The sequence below is a fragment of the Curtobacterium luteum genome, assembly GCF_014646995.1.
Taxonomy (GTDB): Bacteria; Actinomycetota; Actinomycetes; order Actinomycetales; family Microbacteriaceae; genus Curtobacterium; species Curtobacterium luteum.
This window is the reverse complement of record NZ_BMOI01000022.1, coordinates 1-15,881: the sequence shown is the minus strand read 5'-3', so window position 1 is coordinate 15,881 and position 15,881 is coordinate 1. Positions and strand designations below refer to the sequence as shown.

The following is a 15,881-nucleotide window of genomic DNA, read 5'->3' as shown; positions in this document are numbered from 1 at the left end:
CTTGGCCATGATCGACATCCTTCCAGCGAGGACCACGTCCCCACAGGTCAGGAGTCAACCGAACCGACAGCAGTCCCAAGTTCGGGTACCGGTGGTTGTCCGCCACGACCGGCACATGGATCGAGCGGGACACCCTTGATGCGCCCCTCGACCCAAACAATGCCAATCGCTACGCGTTCGTTGGATGCGACCCCATCAACGGGTCCGACCCGACTGGGAGGGCTTGTAAGTCAGGCGCGTCCACCTTTGGCGCGGTGCTTGCCATCGCCGGCGTCGTTGCGCTCGGGACGGGCGTTGTGGCAGCAAGTATCGTTGCTGGAGCCGCGGCGGCTCCAGTGACAGGAGGGGTGAGCGCCGCTGCGGGCGCAGCGGCAGCAGTAGAAGGGATTAGCTTCACCGTCGGAGCAATCAGCACCATCACTGGTGGCGTTCTCGCGGTGGGATGTTTGTGATTAATATGACGAAAAGACTGCTAATCCACAGTGTGATTACCGCCTTGCTTTGTTTGCTGATGGTCATTGTCGGTGTGGTGCTTATTGTTCACAATCAAATAATCATCGGATGCGTGCTTTCCGGGCTAGCTGCGGTGGTCGGCGTGCTCGCAGCTCTCAATGCTCGTCGCTTACGTTCGCGACGCCCTGGTGAGAACGCGTAGGCAGGACGGCGACTCGACCGTGATCAGCGAGCCGGTGACGGGGGGGCAGCCGTTGGACTTGCAGGCCACTGACGGTGCCACGAGCATGTGGGTCGTCGACGGGATTGGCAACCGGCATCGCATCCTTCGCACTCGCCGGCGCTGCGCTCGTCCTGTCGACCTTCACCGGTAGCCTGACGATCCCGATCGCAGCTGGAGTGCTTGGCGTGAGGGTCGTTCCTCACGGGGGTGACGTCCACTGCATTCGGGATCTACTACCTCTCGTCAGACGGGAACTGCTAACTTATGACAGACGGCACCCCTTATCCCCAGCAGGTTAAAAGATTCTGGGCGAGCGTTTGGGTGAGCGGCCTGATTCTCGCGCCGATCCTGCTCGTCGTGGCAGGAGCGCCTTGGGGGCTACCGCTGCTCATTGTGGGAGCAATCTGTACGGTCGGATTCGCCGTCGGTCGGGTCGTGTTCAAGAGGCGAGTGCCGTCTTAACGCGGTAGCAAAGCCCGGCGTCGACAGAGCGGCGGCACTTCTTCTCGAGAAGTGCCGCCGCTCCTGTCGGCCGGCACCCAATGCGTCTTGAACCGGCGCCGCGAGGCCCCTGCCACGAGGTCGATGTCCGGCTTTACTGCCAGATTGCTTGTCCTGATGCGAGCAGTATCTCGATAGTCGATCCGCCACTGAGACGGGTTGATGGTGCGAGCGTCGGCGGACAAGGTCCGGCACACTGTCGCCATGAAGCAGGACGACGCAGACGATCTCTTCCCGCTCGGGCGCCCTGACCGCCACACGCTCTCGATCCACACTCCTGCAGGTTGGAAGGATCTCGCAGTCACCCTGACGTTGTTCGGTCTGACCCTGCCGATGCTCGCTGTCGGCTGGTTCGGCGTCGTGCTCTCGATGATGGCCTTCGACTCCTGTGCTGGTGGGGGTTGCAACGACACCGCCGGATCGGTCGCCTGGATCGGATTCCCGATCGCGGCCGTCGTCAGCATCGCGCTCTGGGCGTCGCTTGCTGAACGCCGCCGGCGTGCCCGTCGTCGCGCATGGATGTGCGGAGCGGCAGCGGTCCTCACCATCGTCGCCCTGTTCGCTCTCGCTGCAACGGTCGTCCACTTCGCCGCGCAGCCCGACTGAGTTGTGCGCTCATGGGTGCCGGAAGCGTGCATCGAGCAGCATCGGACAGGCCGCTGGCCGGTCGGCGGCCGGCACGCCGGGGTGCAGAGGGAAGTGCTGACGCCGGTCACGCCGGCGGCGTCGTCCCCGCCCCCTCGGTGTCGTCCGTGCCCGGCAGACCGGTCCCGGCCTGGTCGAGGTTCTCGTCCCGGTCGCCCATGTCACCGGTCGCCTTGCCGACCGGTGACAGCCCGAAGTGCTTGCGCACAGCGTTCGCCTCGGCAGGGGACAGGGTGTTCCCGGGTCCGATCGAGGGCGCACCCTTGATCGCGTCCTTCGTGTACCCGACGTGCAGGTCTCCGCCGTCGAGGGTGGCGTCCTCGACCGGGACGAGCGCGTGGTGCCTCCCGAGCAACCCGGTCGCGACGCTGACGTAGGCGGCGCTGCCGTCCTCGTCGGAGGGGAACACCTGTGTGACCTTGCCGACCGTCGCGCCCTCGCGATCACGGACCGTCGCGCTCTCGATCTGGTGGATGTCGCTCTTCGAGATCATGGAGGCAGTCAACGCCGTCCGCCTGACGCTTCGCAGGCGCCGAGCACGGACCGCCGAGCACGGACCGCTGGGCACGGACCGCTGAGCACGGACCGCTGAGCACGGACCGCTGAGCACGGACCGCTGAGCACGGACCGCTGAGCACGGACCGCCGAGCGCCGAGGACGCACCGCCATCAGCGGCCGCGAGCCGGAGACGCGCGCGCTCCCAACGCGACGGACGGGGCGGACAGCAGCCGCGCCTCCAGGCCGGTCCGAGGGTGCGGCAGGAGCCGTAGCCGTACCCGCGACGTTCCGGTTCACCCGCCCTGCGTGAGACTCGTGATGAGGTTGATGGCGACCGCGACCACGAAGGTCCCGAAGAAGTACGACAGGAGCGCGTGCCCCATCGCCACCCGACGTGACGGGGTGGACGACTTCGTGATGCTGCTCGCGCTGTACGACATCCCGATCGAGAAGGCCGTGTACGCGAAGTCGCTGTACGCCGGATCCTCGTCCTGGTCGAAGTCGAAGCGGTGCCGGTCGTCGATGTAGTACATCCGCGCGTACTTGAAGGCGAAGACGGTGTTGATGAGCGCCCAGGCGGCCACGACCCCGACCACCGCGAGGATCGCCGCTGCAGAACCGACGGGGTTCTTCTGCTGGCTGCGCACGAGCCCGAAGACCACGAGGACCACGCTGAGCAGGGTCGCGGTGATGATGAGGGAGTCGACGAGCTTCCGCGACCGGTCCTCGTGCCGCGCGAGTGAGCGGGTGGTGTCGGGGTCGGCGGGCCAGGCTCGTGACCACGCCCACGCCAGGAAGACCGCGGCGGCGACCACCCAGCCCAGCAGCAGGGCCAGGTCGGGCACGCCGAGGACCACGGCTGCCAATGCCACCACGAGGCCGACGATGCCGGCGACACCGGCTTGCATCGAGAGATGGGACATCGCGCTTCCTTCCTGCGCCGTCAGACGAGGCCGGCGGCGATGAGGGGGATGTAGAGCCCGGCCCGTTCGGCACGGACGGCCGCGAGGGTCCGGGAGGTGGCGTTCAGCTTGACGAGGATGTGCTCGACGTGGGCGGCCACGGTGCGGGGGGTGACCGCGAGTGCACGGGCGATCTCGTGGTTGGAGCAGCCCTCGACGAGGTGGCCGAGCACCTCCAGTTCGCGCGGTGTCAGGCCGCGCAGCCCGGAGGCGGGGGAGAGGACGACGACACCGCAGGCCACGGTGCCCACGGCGCGTTCGCACGCCGTCACCGTCGCGCGCACGAAGTCGTCCGGCGCGGCGGTGGACGTCCGGGGCCACAGGAACGAAGTGTGGTTCGCGCCGTCGCGCGACCGAGCTGGCCGGGGTGAAGCCGGGCGACCAGACCGTCATCTACGGCGCCGGACCCGTCGGCCTGATGGCGGCCCTGTCGGCCACCATCAAGGGCGCGAGCAAGGTCATGGTCGTGGACCGGCACCCGGACCGGCTGCGGCTCGCGGAGTCCATCGGGGCGATCGCCATCGACGACTCGGAGGTCGACCCGGTCCAGGCGGTGCTCGACCAGACGATGGGGCTCGGCGCGGACAACGGGTGCGAGTGCGTCGGCTACCAGGCGCACGAGCCGAGCGGGGAGGAGCAGCCGTCGCGCCGCGCCGGCGACGTTGCGGCGCGCCGGGGCTCGCTGACGGCCGTCGCGGACAGGCCGCGCCGGGGCGGGTGACGGACGTCGCCTGGCCGGGTCAGCGTCCGGCCGGCACCGCCGCTCCGACCAGCTCCGCGCGCACGATGTCCGCACCCGCGGACAGCGCACCGAGCTTCGCGAGCGCCGCACCCCGGGCCAACGGCGCCATGCCGCAGTTCGTGCTCGGGATGAGCTTGTCCGCGTCCACGAACTCGAGCGCCCGCCGCAGCACCTCCGCGACCTCGTCGGGCGTCTCCACGGTCTCGGTTGCGACGTCGATCGCGCCGAGCATGACCTTCTTCCCGCGGATGAGCTCCACGAGGTCGAGCGGCACGTGCGAGTGGATGCACTCGAGCGAGACGATGTCGATCGACGACTGCTGCAGGAGCGGGAAGGACTGCTCGTACTGCCGCCACTCGGCGCCGAGCGTCTCCTTCCACCGGTTGTTCGCCTCGATGCCGTACCCGTAACAGATGTGCACGGCGGTCTCGGCGGTGTGCAGCCCCTCGGCAGCGCGTTCGAGCGCCGCGACACCCCAGTCCTGCACCTCGTCGTGGAAGACGGTGAAGGCGGGCTCGTCGAACTGGATGACGTCGACGCCGGCGTCTTGCAGCTCCCGGGCTTCCTGGTTGAGGATCGTGGCGAACTCCCACGCCAGCTTCTCGCGGCTCTTGTAGTGCTGGTCGGAGAGCGTGTCGATCATGGTCATCGGACCGGGGAGCGCCCACTTGATGGGCCGGTCGGTCTGCGCGCGCAGGAACTTCGCGTCCTCGACGAAGACCGACTCCGGGCGACTGACCGCACCGACGACGGTCGGCACGGCGGCGTCGTACCGGTCGCGGATCCGCACGGTCTCCTTGCGCTCCTGGTCGATCCCGTCGAGGTGCTCGATGAACGTCGTGACGAAGTGCTGCCGGGTCTGCTCGCCGTCGCTGACGATGTCGATGCCGCGGTGTTCCTGCTCGTGGACGGCGGAGCGGAGCGCGTCCTGCTTGCCCTCGGCCAGGGCCGCGCCCTCGAGCAGCCAGGGCGACCAGAGGCGCTCGGGTTCGGCGAGCCAGGACGGCTTCGGGAGGCTGCCGACGATGGAGGTGGGGAGGGGAGAGCTCATGGGGGTGGCGGTCCAGACGGTCAGCGGGCGGGGACGGGTTCGGCGACGAGACGGGACAGGAACGCACCGTGCGGCGCCACGAAGTGCTCCTCGGTCCACCGGCCTTGGGTGATCCCGAGGCGGCTGCGCTCCTCACGGTCGTAGGTGACCGGGGTCGGTGTGAAGTCGGCGTGGTCGAGGGTGGGGCGGTACGCGTCCCCGGCGGGGGTGTTCGCGGCGTAGATCTCCGGGCGGTAGATCTTCTGGAACGTCTCCATCGTGGCGATGGTGCCGATCAGCTGGAGGTCCGTGTAGTCCGCCGTGACGTCGCCGCGCGAGTAGAACGCGAGCGGGGCCGACGCTCCGGCGGGCTGGAAGTACCGGACCTGCATGCCCATCCGACCGAAGTAGTCGTCGGTGAGCGAGGAGTGCTCGTGCTCGTACTCGGCGCCGAGGACGGGGTGGACGTACCCAGTCCGACGGTAGGTCTGGCTCGTGGAGACGCTGATGCAGACGACGGGCTCGGCACCGAACCCGTCGTGGAACGCCGACGACGAGAGGAACTGCTGGAAGAGTGCACCGTGCAGCACGCCGAAGTCGGCCGGCAGGCCCTCTGACGACGGCAGCAGCACCGAGAAGTCGTAGTCCCGCAGGTAGGACGAGAAGTTGTTGCCGAGGATGCCGTGGTGGCGCTCGCCGGTGTGCTGGTCGACGATCGTGACGTCGAGCATCTCGAGCAGCGGGAACTCCGCGTCCGCTCCACCGTCGGGGAAGGCCACCGCGACGGAGACGATGTCGAGCTGCAGGCGGTAGCGGTCGGGTGTCCCGGCCAGGTCGTTCGCCCGCTCGTCGATCATCGTCAGCGCAGCGCGGAGGTTCTCCTGCCGGCGCTCGCCGCGGGCGAGGTTGGCGAAGTTGGTCGTCAGGCGGGAGCTCTCCGAGGGAGAGTAGTCCTCGTCGAACCGGGTCCTGGTGATGCTGAAGGTGAGGTCGTTCGCCATGCTGGGCAGTCCGTACGCTGAGCGGCCCGGAGGCACTTCGGAAAGGGTCCCTCGATCATGACGGGAAGTGGGGGTCATCAGGTAATACGCAGACGCTATGCGCCGGTATAGCCTCTGCCTATGGCCCGTGTCTCGAACGACATCACGCTGCAGCAGCTCCGCTACTTCATCGAGGTGGCGTCGGAGGGGTCGATCAGTGCGGCCGCGGACCTCCTCTACGTCTCCCAGCCGACCCTGTCCGCCGCCATGAAGGACCTCGAGACCCGGATCGGTCGGCCGCTCTTCACCCGGTCGGCCCGGGGCGTGGTCCTCACCGTCGACGGTGTCGAGTTCCTCGGGTACGCCCGACAGGTCGTCGAGCAGGTGTCCCTCCTCGAGCAGCGCTACGTGGGCGGGCAGCCCTCGCGTCGGCTGCTCGGGGTGTCCGCGCAGCACTACTCCTTCGCGGTCGAGGCCTTCGTCCGGATGGTCGAGGGAGCAGCCGCGGACGAGTACGAGTTCTCCCTGCGCGAGACTCGGACGTGGGACATCATCGAAGACGTCCGCACCCTGCGGAGCGAGGTCGGCATCCTCTACCGCAACGACTTCAACCGCCAGGTCCTCGGGAAGCTGCTCCGGGACGCCGGGGTCGTGTTCACCCCGCTGTTCGTCGCGCAGCCGCACATCTTCGTCGCCCGGCGCAACCCGCTGGCGTCCCGGGAGCGCGCGACGCTCGAGGACCTCGCCGACCTCCCACGCCTGACGTTCGACCAGGGCGCGAACAACTCCTTCTACCTGGCGGAGGAGATCCTGTCGACGATGTCGAGCAAGCGGGAGATCCGGGTCTCGGACCGCGCGACGATCTTCAACCTCATGATCGGCCTCGGCGGGTACACGATCTCGACCGGCCTGATCAGCGACGACCTCGACCCGGAGATCGTCGCCATCCCGCTCGACGTCGACGAGCGGATCGAGATCGGCTGGATCGCGCATGCGTCCGTCCCCCTCACCGTGCAGGCGCAGACGTACCTGGACGAGCTGCGCGCGGTGGTCGTGGGCTACGGCGTCGAACCGCTCGGGTGACCCAACCGGCCACGTGACGGACGGGAGGCGCGGTGCGGCCCGGCACCGTGCCTCCAGACCGTCTCGTGGACCGGCCGGGAGGCGCGACGCGCGTCCGTCAGGTGGGTCCCGTCCCCGGGGCGCCGGCCGACCCGGCCGTGGGATCGGCAAAATCGGTGAGGACGAGGTGCTGGTGTCCGTCCAACAGCTCCCGGGCGATGTCGAGGTGACCGGCGTGCGTGGCGGTCTCGGTGATGACGTGCAGCACCGTCTCGAGCAGGCTGCGGGCCGGTGCCCACGGGTACATCGCCATCGCCTCGGCGGAGGGGAGCGCCTCGAGCGGCGTGGACTCGATGACGGCGTCCGACCGCGCGGCTGCCGCTTCGTGCGCCTCGACGACGGCGCGCGCCTCCGGCCAGGTCGTGGGGTGCCACACCTCGTCGTCCGTCGGCAGGGCGAGCCGTTCGCCTGCCACGACACCGCTGAACCAGAACCGCTCGACGTCGTGGGTGAGGTGCCGGACCATCCCGAGTGGCGACCATGCCGACGGGAGCACGGACCGGGTCAGCGCCTCGTCGGGGAGGCCGGCGAGCGTCGCGACCACGCGACGCCGCTGTGTACGCAGCTCCGACAGCAGGCCGTCCCGCGCGATGGTCACGGGACCAGTCTCCATCCTGGGACCGCGATCGTCACGGCCGCGGCCCGATCCCGTGAACGCGGCGAGCGTCACCGGCCCGCCGTATCCTGGCTCGGCCCGCGTCGAGCCCGCTGGCACGGAGGGAACAGCCATGAGCATGGAAGGCGCGGCCTGGAGCTCGCTGTACAAGATCTCGACCGCCAAGGACGGCGGCGGGTTCTCCCGCGAGTCGATCCGGCGGATCCTGACGTTCGCCACCCCGTACCGCGCCCAGCTGGTGATCTTCATCGCGCTCTCGGTCGTCGGCGCGTTCCTCGCGGTCGCGACGCCGGTGCTCGCCGGCCAGGTCGTCGACGTCATCGCGGCCCGGGGTGCCGTCGGCACGATCGTCTGGCTCGCGGTCGTCATCGCCCTGGTGGCGGTGGCCGACGCCGGCTCGTCGCTCGCGACGCGGTGGTACTCGGCGCGGATCGGCGAGGGCGTGATCCTCGACCTGCGGACCGCGGTGTTCGACCACGTGCAGAAGATGCCGATCGCGTTCTTCACCCGGACCCGGACGGGCGCCCTGGTCAGCCGCCTCAACAACGACGTGATCGGGGCGCAGCAGGCGTTCAGCGGCACGCTCTCGGGTGTGGTCACGAACCTGGTCGCACTCGTCCTCACGCTGGCGGTGATGCTCAGCACGTCGTGGCTCGTGACGGTCATCGCCGTGGTCATGCTCCCGCTCTTCCTGGTGCCCGCGCGCCGCATGGGCAGCCGTCTGGCGGCGCTGCGCCGCGAGGCCGCGGACCACAACTCGGCGATGAGCACGCAGATGACCGAGCGGTTCTCGGCACCGGGCGCGACCCTCGTGAAGCTGTTCGGTCGGCCCGACGAGGAGTCCGAGGAGTTCCGCGTCCGGGCCGCCCGCGTCCGCGACATCGGGGTGCGGACGGCGATGCTGCAGTTCGTGTTCGTCACGGCGCTGACGCTCGTCGCCGCGCTCGCCCTCGCGCTCGTGTACGGCCTCGGCGGCGTCCTGGCGCTCGGGGGCCAGCTGAACACCGGTGACGTGGTCACGCTCGCGCTCCTCCTGACCCGCCTGTACGTGCCGCTGACCAGTCTCGCGAACGCGCGGGTGGAGATCATGAGCGCGGTGGTGAGCTTCGAGCGGGTCTTCGAGATCCTCGACCTGCAGCCGCTCATCCAGGAGAAGCCCGACGCGGTCACGGTGCCGGACGGTCCGGTCGCGGTCGAGTTCGACGACGTCCGCTTCGCCTACCCGTCGGCGGACCGGGTGTCGCTCGCGTCGCTGGAGGAGGTCTCCACGCTGGACACCCGCGGCGGCGACGAGGTGCTGCACGGCATCTCGTTCCGGATCGAGCCCGGGCAGACCGTGGCCCTCGTCGGGACCTCCGGCGCGGGCAAGTCCACGATCGCGCAGCTGCTCTCACGCCTGTACGACGTCGACAGCGGCGCGGTGCGGCTCGCGGGGGAGGACGTCCGCGACGTCACCTTCGACTCACTGCGGCACACCATGGGCATGGTGACCCAGGACGGGCACCTCTTCCACGAGACGATTCGCTCGAACCTGCGGCTCGCACGGCCCGAGGCCACCGACGACGAGGTCTGGGACGCCGTCCGGCGGGCCCGGCTCGAGCCGCTCATCCGGTCGCTGCCGGACCAGCTCGACACGATGGTGGGGGAGCGCGGCTACCGACTGTCGGGCGGCGAGCGGCAGCGGATGACGATCGCGCGACTCCTGCTCGCGCAACCGCGGGTGGTCATCCTCGACGAGGCCACGGCGGCGCTCGACTCGACCTCGGAGGCCGCGGTGCAGGCGGCGCTGAGCGAGGCGCTCGAGGGCCGGACCGCGATGGTCATCGCGCACCGGCTGTCCACCATCCGGAGCGCGGACCAGATCCTGGTGATCGAGGACGGCGCGGTCGTGGAGCGCGGCACGCACGAGGAACTCCTCGCTGCCGGCGGGCGGTACGAGGAGCTGCACCGGACGCAGTTCGCCGTGCAGAAGGAGGTCGCACCGGACGAGGCGTCGGTGCCCGGAGCGTAGGTCGCGATCTGCACCACACGACGGACGGGAGGCCCGTGGCGAACCCGCCACGGGCCTCCCGTCCGTCGTCACTGAGCGACAGCTGGTCCACCGGACGGCCGCTCGCGGCACGGTGCGAGCTTCTCCACACCGTGCCCGGTGGTCCCGCCCGCACCGTGTGGGAAACCTCGCACCGTGCGGACGGTGCGGGCAACCTCGCACCGTGCGGCCGGTGTGGGCGACCTCGCACCGTGCGAGCGTGCGCCGAACCTGAACGATCCGTCATGTCCGCCTCCTCCCGGACCGGCCCGCGCTGCTCTACGGTCGGGTACCGGGGGCGGTGTGCTCCCGTCGACCCTCGAGGAGCACCGATGTCCACGACACCCCCAGGCTGGTACCCGGACCCGTCGGGTCAGCACGGCACCCGGTGGTGGGACGGCACGGGGTGGACCTCGCACGTCGGACCGGCGACCGCGCAGACCCAGCGCCCGCGCATCCCCGACCACGTGTCGACGGACACCGTGTTCGTGTGGGTCATGGTGCTGCTGCCCGTCATCGCGCTGCCCGTCTCGCTCTTCTACCACCCGGAGTTCCGGTACACCGTCGTCGAGCCGGGCGTGCGGACCGTGGACCCGACGTCGATCTACACCCCTGGGTACGTCCTCCTGCAGGTGTTCACCCTGCTCATGTACGCCGCGGACGTCGTGCTGGCGTACTTCGACCACCGGACGTTGCAGCGTCGCGGCGTGGTCCGGCCGTTCCCGTGGGCGTGGGCCTTCCTGCTCTCCCCGATCCTCTACGTGATCGGCCGGACGGTCGTCCTCCGCACGGTGGCGCCGGGCCGTCCGATGTGGCCGCTCTGGGTGACCATCGCCGTCACGGCCATCGGCCTCGTCGTCGGGGTCGTCCGCGTCGTGGCGACGTTCCAGCAGATGCTCCCGTAGGTGTCACCGCCGCACGAGGCCGGGGATCCGCTCCTTGAACGGGAAGAACCCCCGGGACGCGAACGGCCACGCCCGGCTGTCCCACCGCCGTCGCACCGCGACGAGCCGGACGCCCGCACCGTCGAGCGCAGGCCGGAGGGCGTCGAGCCGCTCCTGCACCGGCCCGACCGGGGCGTACGGCACGAGGACGCTGTCGAGCCGACCCGCCGCCGCCCAGTCCATGACGGCAGCCGCACCGGCGGAGTCGAGGATCGTGGCCGCACCGCCGTCGGCGTCGTGCGTCCGCGCGGCCGTGTCCGCGACGGCCCCGGCGGTGAAGTCCACGACGAGCGACGACGCCCCGGCGGGGGAGCGCGAGGACGCGTCGGCGACCACCGCGGCTGTGGCGAGCGGCGGAGCCGAGCTCCCGAGTTGCGCGAGCAACGAGGCGGGCTCGAGGTCCTCCTCGTGCAGCAGCAGCCCCACGCGTGACCCGACGGCCGAGGGCTCCTCGTCGTCGGGGATCGGCGTCGCCGGCGGGAACGGCTCCTCGTCGAGCGCCCGGGCATCCGTGGCGAGCCCCGTCGGCGCGAACCGTCCGTCGGTGTACCGGGCGATGTTCTCCGTCGTCGCCAGGTAGGTCTTCCCCCGTGTCTGCAGCCCCGCGACCCACCGCCACGAGAGCGTGTTCGACGCCGCGTCGCCGTCGAGGAGGTGCCGGAGGAAGAAGTCCGCCCCGAGCTGCCACGGCAGCCCGAGCGTGAACACCCAGATGCTCGCGAACCACATCCGGACGTGGTTGTGCAGGTACCCGGTGTCGACGAGCTCCCGTGCCCAGGCGTCCATCGCGTCGATCCCGGTCCGACCCGCGACGGCGTCCTCGTAGCCGTCCGGCAGGTCCCCGGCGAGGAGCTCCCGGACCTCGGCCCGGTACCGCCGCCACACCTCGGGACGCTGCTCCAGCCACCCCTTCCAGTAGGTCCGCCAGAACACCTCCTGCACGAACTTCTCGGCGGCGTGCAGGCTGTGGCGGTCAAGGACGGCATCGACGACCTCCGCCTCGGTCACCAGCCGGTGGCGGATGTACGGCGACAACCCGGAGACGTTCGTCCGGGACGGCCCGAGGTCGTGGTTGCGGTCGCGCCGGTAGTCGGCCCCGGCGCGCGGGACGAAGTCGTGGAGCGCGTCGAGACCGGCGGCGCGGGTGGGGATGGTCGCCGCGCCATCCTGCGCCTGCCGGCGTCGTCGCGGCGGCTGTGGCACAGGTCGATCCCGCCGACGAAGGCGACGTCCGCGGACGGGTCGTCGCGGTGCTGGACCACGAAGAACTTCTGGTGGTGCGAGCCGAACACCCTGACGCGCTGGTCGAGGAGCACCTCGCCGCCGGCGTCGTTGACCTTCCGCCCGAGCAGTTCGTTGGACCGGGCGCTCAACGAAGCAGAGACACGCTCACCGTGGGAGCGCCAGACGAGACCGCGGACCTCGACCCCGGACCGGGCGAGGTCGGCGAGCAGGTCCCCGATGGTCGGCCCGTCCGGGAGCAGGCGTTCGTCCGCGTCGCCACGCCAGTCGGTGAACCACACGCGGTCGCCGGGGCCGAGCGCGGACAGTTCCGCGTGCAGGCGGGCGAAGTAGGTCGCGCCGTGCACCAGCGGCCGGACGGCGTTGCCGTCGGACCACGCCGCCCCGTCGTCGCCACCGCCGGAGTGCACGTCGGTGGCGGTGTTGCCGCGTTCGTCGCGGGTCAGGAACCAGTGACGCGGATCGGTGGGCACCTCCGCAGACCACGACCGTGACCGCGTCGACGGCCGGGAGGCCCGTGGCGGCGCCGCCACGGGCCTCCCGGCCGTCAGCTGGTCGCGCCGGGCGCGACCGCGTCCTCCACCAGGCGGACGGTCACCGTCACGAGGTCGGCGCCGCCGTCGACCTGGGCGTCGAGCAGCGCGCGGACCCGCTCCCCGACCGCACGGACCGTGTCCGGGGCGGGATGGTCGCCGCTCACCGCGATGCCGGCCTCCACCCGGAGCGTCGCGCCGTGACGGTCCAGGTCGACGAGGACGTCCGGCTCCCGGAGCGCGAGTGTCCTCGCGACGGCCTCGGCTGCGGCGTGCGCGATCGGTCGGGGCGGGTAGACCGCGACCACGCCCGGGACGTCCCGGATCGCCGCGGTGAGGGTGCGGGAGAGGGTCTCGTCGTCCACGGCGGCGCTCCTCACGGCAGGACGACGTCGTCGAAGTGGACGTCGATCGACTCGATGGACAGTTCGGTGTGCCGCGCGAGCGCCGTGCCGATCGCTGCGCGCAGGCGGTCCGCCGTCGTCTCGGCGGACTCGCCGTACAGCAGGCCGGCGGTCACGGTGACCCGCACGGGTGCGCCGGGGACGTCGACGTCGCCCTCGAGCGTGCAGCGGCCCATCACGACGCCACCGAGCGCGTCGCCGGCCCGCCGCACGATCCCGCGCACGGCGGCCTCGGTCATCGCGAGGCGCAAGCGCGGGTCGGGGTGGGCGATCGGGACGTCCCGACCGGAGCGGACCTCGGCACGGATCGTGTCGAGCAGCCGGTCGATCCACGCGGTCTCGCGGTCGGCCTCGGCCTCGGCGCGGCGCTGGAGCGCGCCGGCGGACAGCTCCCGGAGCCGCTGCATGTTCGCGAGGGCGAGGCGGCACCCGGGGGAGGACTCGATGGTCGGGTCGCGGGGCGCGCGACCACGGTCGAGGTAGTCGGCGAGCTCCTCGATGCTGTGGCCGTCGAGTTCGTCGTCGGGCGCGGGGAGGTCGTGGTCGGTCATCGCCATCCCTCCATCTCGGCCGCGAGGAACCGTCGCGCTCGTGCGAGGAGCCCGCGGACGGTGGACGGGGACAGCTCGAGCTCGTCGGCGATCTGCTGGTAGCTGAAGCCGGCGGTCTCCCGCAGGAGCCAGCACCGACGCTGGTCGGGGGGCAGTCGGTCGAGCGCCGCCAGCAGCGCGTCGAGCTGCAGCCTGGTCTCGACGATACGCTCCGGGCTCCGAGCGGCCCCGACGTGCGGTTCGACGTCCCCGAGGTCCTCGTGGTGTCGGCGCCGACGCAGCCGGTCGAGTGCCTTGCGGGTCGTGATCTGGAGCATCCACGGCCGGAACCGTGCGGGGTCCTCGAGGTCGGACAGCTTGCGCCAGCCCGTGAGGAAGGCCTCCTGCACGACGTCGTCCGACTCGAGCGTCGACCCGAGGACCTGCTCCGCGTAGACACGCATCAGACCGCCGTGCCGCCGCGCGAGGACCTCGAACGCGAGAACGTCGCCGTCGGACGCCCGCGCCACGAGCGTCGCGTCGGACCCGCGCTGCAGGGGATCGTCGTCGCTCATCCCCGCCTTCCGCGCTGTCGGTGTCCCGGTCGGACGACCGGGGACCTCCGAGCATGCACCTCCCGGCCGTGCCACGTCCGTGCGCGGTCCGGTCGAGCGGTTTCGTGACATCCGGGCCGGTCGAGCGGTTTCGTGACATCCGGGCCGATCGTGACGTCTCCCTGAAGACATGCACCACGACGCCACACCCGCCGCCGACGAACCGGCCGCCCTGCACGAGACCACCACGACCGCTCCGGCACTCGACCCCGAGCGGCCCGTCCGCGACCTCTGCATGAGCGTCTTCGACCGCTGGCGGTGCGGTCGGGAGGACGGTCACACCGGCGCCCACACCTCGGGGACCGACGACGCGACCGCCTCGTGGAACGACTCCGCTGCCGGTCGCCGCCTGCGTTGGCGCTGAGGCGCCGTCGCACTACCACGGCGCCGCGTCGGGTGACCGCCCGCGATCGGGGTACGTGCACGCTGCGCGGTTAGTGGTCATCGCGCGTCGTCGTGCGGCCGCTTTCCGAACCGCGACCTGCACCGCCGTCGGATCGGGGGACAAGAACGGCCGGAAACGGCTCTTGTCTGGGAAGTCGATGGAGGAATCCGGCGGCGCGTGACTTCCGTCTGGGGTGCCCCGTCTCATCCGTGAACAGCAACCGCTGGGAACGCCCGGCGGGACGAACGGAAGGAAACGACATGGCTGACACCACGACCCCCAACACCATCAGCAGCACCCGTGCCGCCGGCACCCACGCCGCGGGCTCGAACCCGTCGGGCAAGACCACGATCGACGACACCGTCGTCGAGAAGGTCGCCGGCATCGCGGCCCGCGAGGTCAACGGCGTGCACTCGCTCGGCTCCGGCGCTGCTCGGGCGATCGGTGCGATCCGCGACGCGATCGGGCAGCGGGACTTCGGCCAGGGCGTCAAGGTCGAGGTCGGCGAGAAGCAGGTCGCCGCGGACGTGGTGATCGTGGCCGAGTACCCGGTGTCGCTGCAGCAGGTCGCCGACGGCGTGCGCTCGTCGGTCGCCCGCGCGCTGACCCAGATCGTCGGCATGGAGGTCGCCGAGGTCAACGTCACCGTCCAGGACGTCTACATCCCGGGCGACGACAACGACGACGACAAGAAGGAGTCGCGCGTTGAGTAACACGTCGACCGGCGCCCTCATCGGGGCCATCCTCGCCGTCGTGGCACTCCAGTTCGGCTTCTGGGGCTTCGTCCTGGTGATCGTGTTCGGTGCGATCGGTGCCCTCGTGGCCGCGATCAGCTCCGGCAAGATCGACCGGGGTGCCCTGACCGACGTGCTGACCGGACGTCGGAGCTCCCGGTGACCGGCGGCCCGGACGTGCCGGGCCGCGTGGAGATCTCCGCTCGTGCGTTGAACTCGCTGGCGCGGGCCGTCGCGGCCGAACGGCTCGGCGCGCCCGCCCGGCGGGTCCGCGTGGAGCTCGGTGACCACGCGGGCGCCGTCGCACTGCAGGTCACCGGTCCCATCCGCGCGCAGCAGGACGTGGTCGGATGGGCCGTCGCGGCGGCCGAGCGCGTGCGCGAGCGCGTCGGAGAGCTGTCCGGCCGCCGGGTCGGCAGCGCCCACATCGAACTGACCGGCATCGTGCACGAGCACGACAGCCGGGTCCGCTAGGAGGAGGAAGACATGAGCACGACCTCGCTCGAACGGCGCATCCAGCGTCGGAGCGTGCACCGCTCTCGGTCAGGTGCCGTCTCGGTGGCACTCGTCGTCCTGGCGCTCGTGGCTGCGTGGATCGGGACGGAGTCGGTCTTGCAGGCGGTGGGGTCCGCGCCGTTGGTGGCGGACCCGCAGACCGTCGTGGACGCGGCGCTGCGGCCCGACGGCGCGTTCG

Annotated in this window: 20 protein-coding genes and 1 pseudogene; 10 read left to right on the top strand and 11 right to left on the bottom strand. The window is 70.8% G+C overall.

Going from position 1 to position 15,881, the window contains the following annotated elements; all coding sequences use genetic code 11:
• The first annotated feature begins 1,381 nt into the window (after positions 1–1,381).
• Positions 1,382–1,783 (top strand): hypothetical protein, encoded by a 402-nt coding sequence (locus IEY20_RS16865; protein WP_188889342.1) that lies wholly within the window; start codon positions 1,382–1,384, stop codon positions 1,781–1,783.
• Between the two features lie 106 nt (positions 1,784–1,889).
• Here the strand turns inward: IEY20_RS16865 and IEY20_RS16860 are convergent, their stop codons facing one another.
• The 3 genes from IEY20_RS16860 to IEY20_RS16850 all read right to left on the bottom strand — a co-directional run bounded on the left by IEY20_RS16860 (position 1,890) and on the right by IEY20_RS16850 (position 3,533).
• Positions 1,890–2,315 (bottom strand): PRC-barrel domain-containing protein, encoded by a 426-nt coding sequence (locus IEY20_RS16860; protein ID WP_022902186.1) that lies wholly within the window; start codon positions 2,313–2,315, stop codon positions 1,890–1,892.
• A 298-nt stretch (positions 2,316–2,613) separates the two neighbouring features.
• Positions 2,614–3,243 carry a DUF1345 domain-containing protein gene (locus IEY20_RS16855; RefSeq protein WP_175327279.1) on the bottom strand — a complete coding sequence of 210 codons (630 nt, stop codon included), beginning with the start codon at positions 3,241–3,243 and terminating at the stop codon, positions 2,614–2,616.
• Positions 3,244–3,263: 20 nt separating this feature from the next.
• Positions 3,264–3,533 carry a response regulator transcription factor gene (locus IEY20_RS16850; RefSeq protein WP_229728153.1) on the bottom strand — a complete coding sequence of 90 codons (270 nt, stop codon included), beginning with the start codon at positions 3,531–3,533 and terminating at the stop codon, positions 3,264–3,266.
• A 116-nt stretch (positions 3,534–3,649) separates the two neighbouring features.
• Between IEY20_RS16850 and IEY20_RS16845 the strand changes: the two genes are divergently transcribed.
• Positions 3,650–4,003 (top strand): zinc-binding dehydrogenase, encoded by a 354-nt coding sequence (locus IEY20_RS16845; protein WP_229728151.1) that lies wholly within the window; start codon positions 3,650–3,652, stop codon positions 4,001–4,003.
• A 19-nt stretch (positions 4,004–4,022) separates the two neighbouring features.
• Here the strand turns inward: IEY20_RS16845 and IEY20_RS16840 are convergent, their stop codons facing one another.
• Together IEY20_RS16840 and IEY20_RS16835 are read right to left on the bottom strand one after the other, a co-directional pair.
• A complete protein-coding gene (locus tag IEY20_RS16840) occupies positions 4,023–5,075 on the bottom strand; it encodes a methionine synthase (RefSeq protein WP_175327278.1) in 1,053 nt (350 codons plus the stop codon).
• Positions 5,076–5,095: 20 nt separating this feature from the next.
• Positions 5,096–6,055: a putative oxygenase MesX gene (locus tag IEY20_RS16835; RefSeq protein ID WP_175327277.1), complete on the bottom strand. Its 960-nt coding sequence runs from the start codon at positions 6,053–6,055 to the stop codon at positions 5,096–5,098.
• Positions 6,056–6,175: 120 nt separating this feature from the next.
• Between IEY20_RS16835 and IEY20_RS16830 the strand changes: the two genes are divergently transcribed.
• Positions 6,176–7,117, top strand: coding sequence for a LysR family transcriptional regulator (locus tag IEY20_RS16830; RefSeq protein WP_022902192.1), 942 nt, complete (start codon positions 6,176–6,178; stop codon positions 7,115–7,117).
• Between the two features lie 97 nt (positions 7,118–7,214).
• Here IEY20_RS16830 and IEY20_RS16825 read toward each other — a convergent pair whose 3' ends face one another.
• Positions 7,215–7,754, bottom strand: coding sequence for a mycothiol transferase (locus tag IEY20_RS16825; RefSeq protein WP_204620564.1), 540 nt, complete (start codon positions 7,752–7,754; stop codon positions 7,215–7,217).
• A gap of 130 nt (positions 7,755–7,884) precedes the next feature.
• On the opposite strand from IEY20_RS16825, the gene IEY20_RS16820 reads away from it, so the two are divergent.
• Complete coding sequence (locus IEY20_RS16820) at positions 7,885–9,783, top strand: ABC transporter ATP-binding protein (RefSeq protein WP_175327275.1); 1,899 nt, start codon at positions 7,885–7,887, stop codon at positions 9,781–9,783.
• 350 nt (positions 9,784–10,133) lie between these two features.
• Positions 10,134–10,706, top strand: coding sequence for a DUF2510 domain-containing protein (locus IEY20_RS16815; RefSeq protein ID WP_175327274.1), 573 nt, complete (start codon positions 10,134–10,136; stop codon positions 10,704–10,706).
• A 3-nt stretch (positions 10,707–10,709) separates the two neighbouring features.
• On the opposite strand, the gene IEY20_RS16810 is transcribed toward IEY20_RS16815, so the two are convergent.
• The 5 genes from IEY20_RS16810 to IEY20_RS16790 all read right to left on the bottom strand — a co-directional run bounded on the left by IEY20_RS16810 (position 10,710) and on the right by IEY20_RS16790 (position 14,029).
• A complete protein-coding gene (locus IEY20_RS16810; RefSeq protein WP_229728149.1) occupies positions 10,710–11,780 on the bottom strand; it encodes an FAD-binding domain-containing protein in 1,071 nt (356 codons plus the stop codon).
• On the bottom strand, positions 11,750–12,460 hold the full coding sequence (locus tag IEY20_RS16805) for a phospholipase D-like domain-containing protein (protein ID WP_229728147.1): 711 nt from the start codon (positions 12,458–12,460) through the stop codon (positions 11,750–11,752). The genes IEY20_RS16810 and IEY20_RS16805 overlap by 31 nt, the downstream gene beginning before the upstream one ends.
• A 74-nt stretch (positions 12,461–12,534) precedes the next feature.
• Positions 12,535–12,885, bottom strand: a complete 351-nt coding sequence (locus IEY20_RS16800) for a hypothetical protein (protein ID WP_175327271.1) — start codon at positions 12,883–12,885, stop codon at positions 12,535–12,537.
• Between the two features lie 11 nt (positions 12,886–12,896).
• Positions 12,897–13,475: an Asp23/Gls24 family envelope stress response protein gene (locus IEY20_RS16795; protein WP_031273009.1), complete on the bottom strand. Its 579-nt coding sequence runs from the start codon at positions 13,473–13,475 to the stop codon at positions 12,897–12,899.
• A complete protein-coding gene (locus tag IEY20_RS16790; protein WP_022903002.1) occupies positions 13,472–14,029 on the bottom strand; it encodes an RNA polymerase sigma factor in 558 nt (185 codons plus the stop codon). Before IEY20_RS16790 ends, IEY20_RS16795 begins: the two co-directional genes overlap by 4 nt.
• Positions 14,030–14,198: 169 nt before the next feature.
• Here IEY20_RS16790 and IEY20_RS16785 point away from each other — a divergent pair, with 169 nt between their 5' ends.
• The 5 genes and pseudogenes from IEY20_RS16785 to IEY20_RS16765 all read left to right on the top strand — a co-directional run.
• Positions 14,199–14,432 (top strand): hypothetical protein, encoded by a 234-nt coding sequence (locus IEY20_RS16785; protein WP_175327270.1) that lies wholly within the window; start codon positions 14,199–14,201, stop codon positions 14,430–14,432.
• 281 nt (positions 14,433–14,713) lie between these two features.
• Positions 14,714–15,166: an Asp23/Gls24 family envelope stress response protein gene (locus IEY20_RS16780; RefSeq protein WP_022903000.1), complete on the top strand. Its 453-nt coding sequence runs from the start codon at positions 14,714–14,716 to the stop codon at positions 15,164–15,166.
• The gene (locus IEY20_RS16775; RefSeq protein WP_175327269.1) at positions 15,159–15,350 is read left to right on the top strand and encodes a DUF2273 domain-containing protein; all 192 of its coding nucleotides are present in this window, start codon (positions 15,159–15,161) and stop codon (positions 15,348–15,350) included. The genes IEY20_RS16780 and IEY20_RS16775 overlap by 8 nt, the downstream gene beginning before the upstream one ends.
• The gene (locus tag IEY20_RS16770; RefSeq protein ID WP_175327268.1) at positions 15,347–15,661 is read left to right on the top strand and encodes a hypothetical protein; all 315 of its coding nucleotides are present in this window, start codon (positions 15,347–15,349) and stop codon (positions 15,659–15,661) included. The genes IEY20_RS16775 and IEY20_RS16770 overlap by 4 nt, the downstream gene beginning before the upstream one ends.
• A 12-nt stretch (positions 15,662–15,673) precedes the next feature.
• Positions 15,674–15,881 (top strand): annotated as a pseudogene (locus IEY20_RS16765) (hypothetical protein); the annotation flags it as partial.

What these genes read in the sequence shown, in the direction of transcription:
- IEY20_RS16865 (WP_188889342.1), top strand. Translation starts at nt 1,382, where the DNA reads ATGAAGCAGGACGACGCAGACGATCTCTTCCCGCTCGGGCGCCCTGAC.
- IEY20_RS16860 (WP_022902186.1), bottom strand. Translation starts at nt 2,315, where the DNA reads ATGATCTCGAAGAGCGACATCCACCAGATCGAGAGCGCGACGGTCCGT.
- IEY20_RS16855 (WP_175327279.1), bottom strand. Translation starts at nt 3,243, where the DNA reads ATGTCCCATCTCTCGATGCAAGCCGGTGTCGCCGGCATCGTCGGCCTC.
- IEY20_RS16840 (WP_175327278.1), bottom strand. Translation starts at nt 5,075, where the DNA reads ATGAGCTCTCCCCTCCCCACCTCCATCGTCGGCAGCCTCCCGAAGCCG.
- IEY20_RS16835 (WP_175327277.1), bottom strand. Translation starts at nt 6,055, where the DNA reads ATGGCGAACGACCTCACCTTCAGCATCACCAGGACCCGGTTCGACGAG.
- IEY20_RS16830 (WP_022902192.1), top strand. Translation starts at nt 6,176, where the DNA reads ATGGCCCGTGTCTCGAACGACATCACGCTGCAGCAGCTCCGCTACTTC.
- IEY20_RS16820 (WP_175327275.1), top strand. Translation starts at nt 7,885, where the DNA reads ATGAGCATGGAAGGCGCGGCCTGGAGCTCGCTGTACAAGATCTCGACC.
- IEY20_RS16815 (WP_175327274.1), top strand. Translation starts at nt 10,134, where the DNA reads ATGTCCACGACACCCCCAGGCTGGTACCCGGACCCGTCGGGTCAGCAC.
- IEY20_RS16795 (WP_031273009.1), bottom strand. Translation starts at nt 13,475, where the DNA reads ATGACCGACCACGACCTCCCCGCGCCCGACGACGAACTCGACGGCCAC.
- IEY20_RS16790 (WP_022903002.1), bottom strand. Translation starts at nt 14,029, where the DNA reads ATGAGCGACGACGATCCCCTGCAGCGCGGGTCCGACGCGACGCTCGTG.
- IEY20_RS16785 (WP_175327270.1), top strand. Translation starts at nt 14,199, where the DNA reads ATGCACCACGACGCCACACCCGCCGCCGACGAACCGGCCGCCCTGCAC.
- IEY20_RS16780 (WP_022903000.1), top strand. Translation starts at nt 14,714, where the DNA reads ATGGCTGACACCACGACCCCCAACACCATCAGCAGCACCCGTGCCGCC.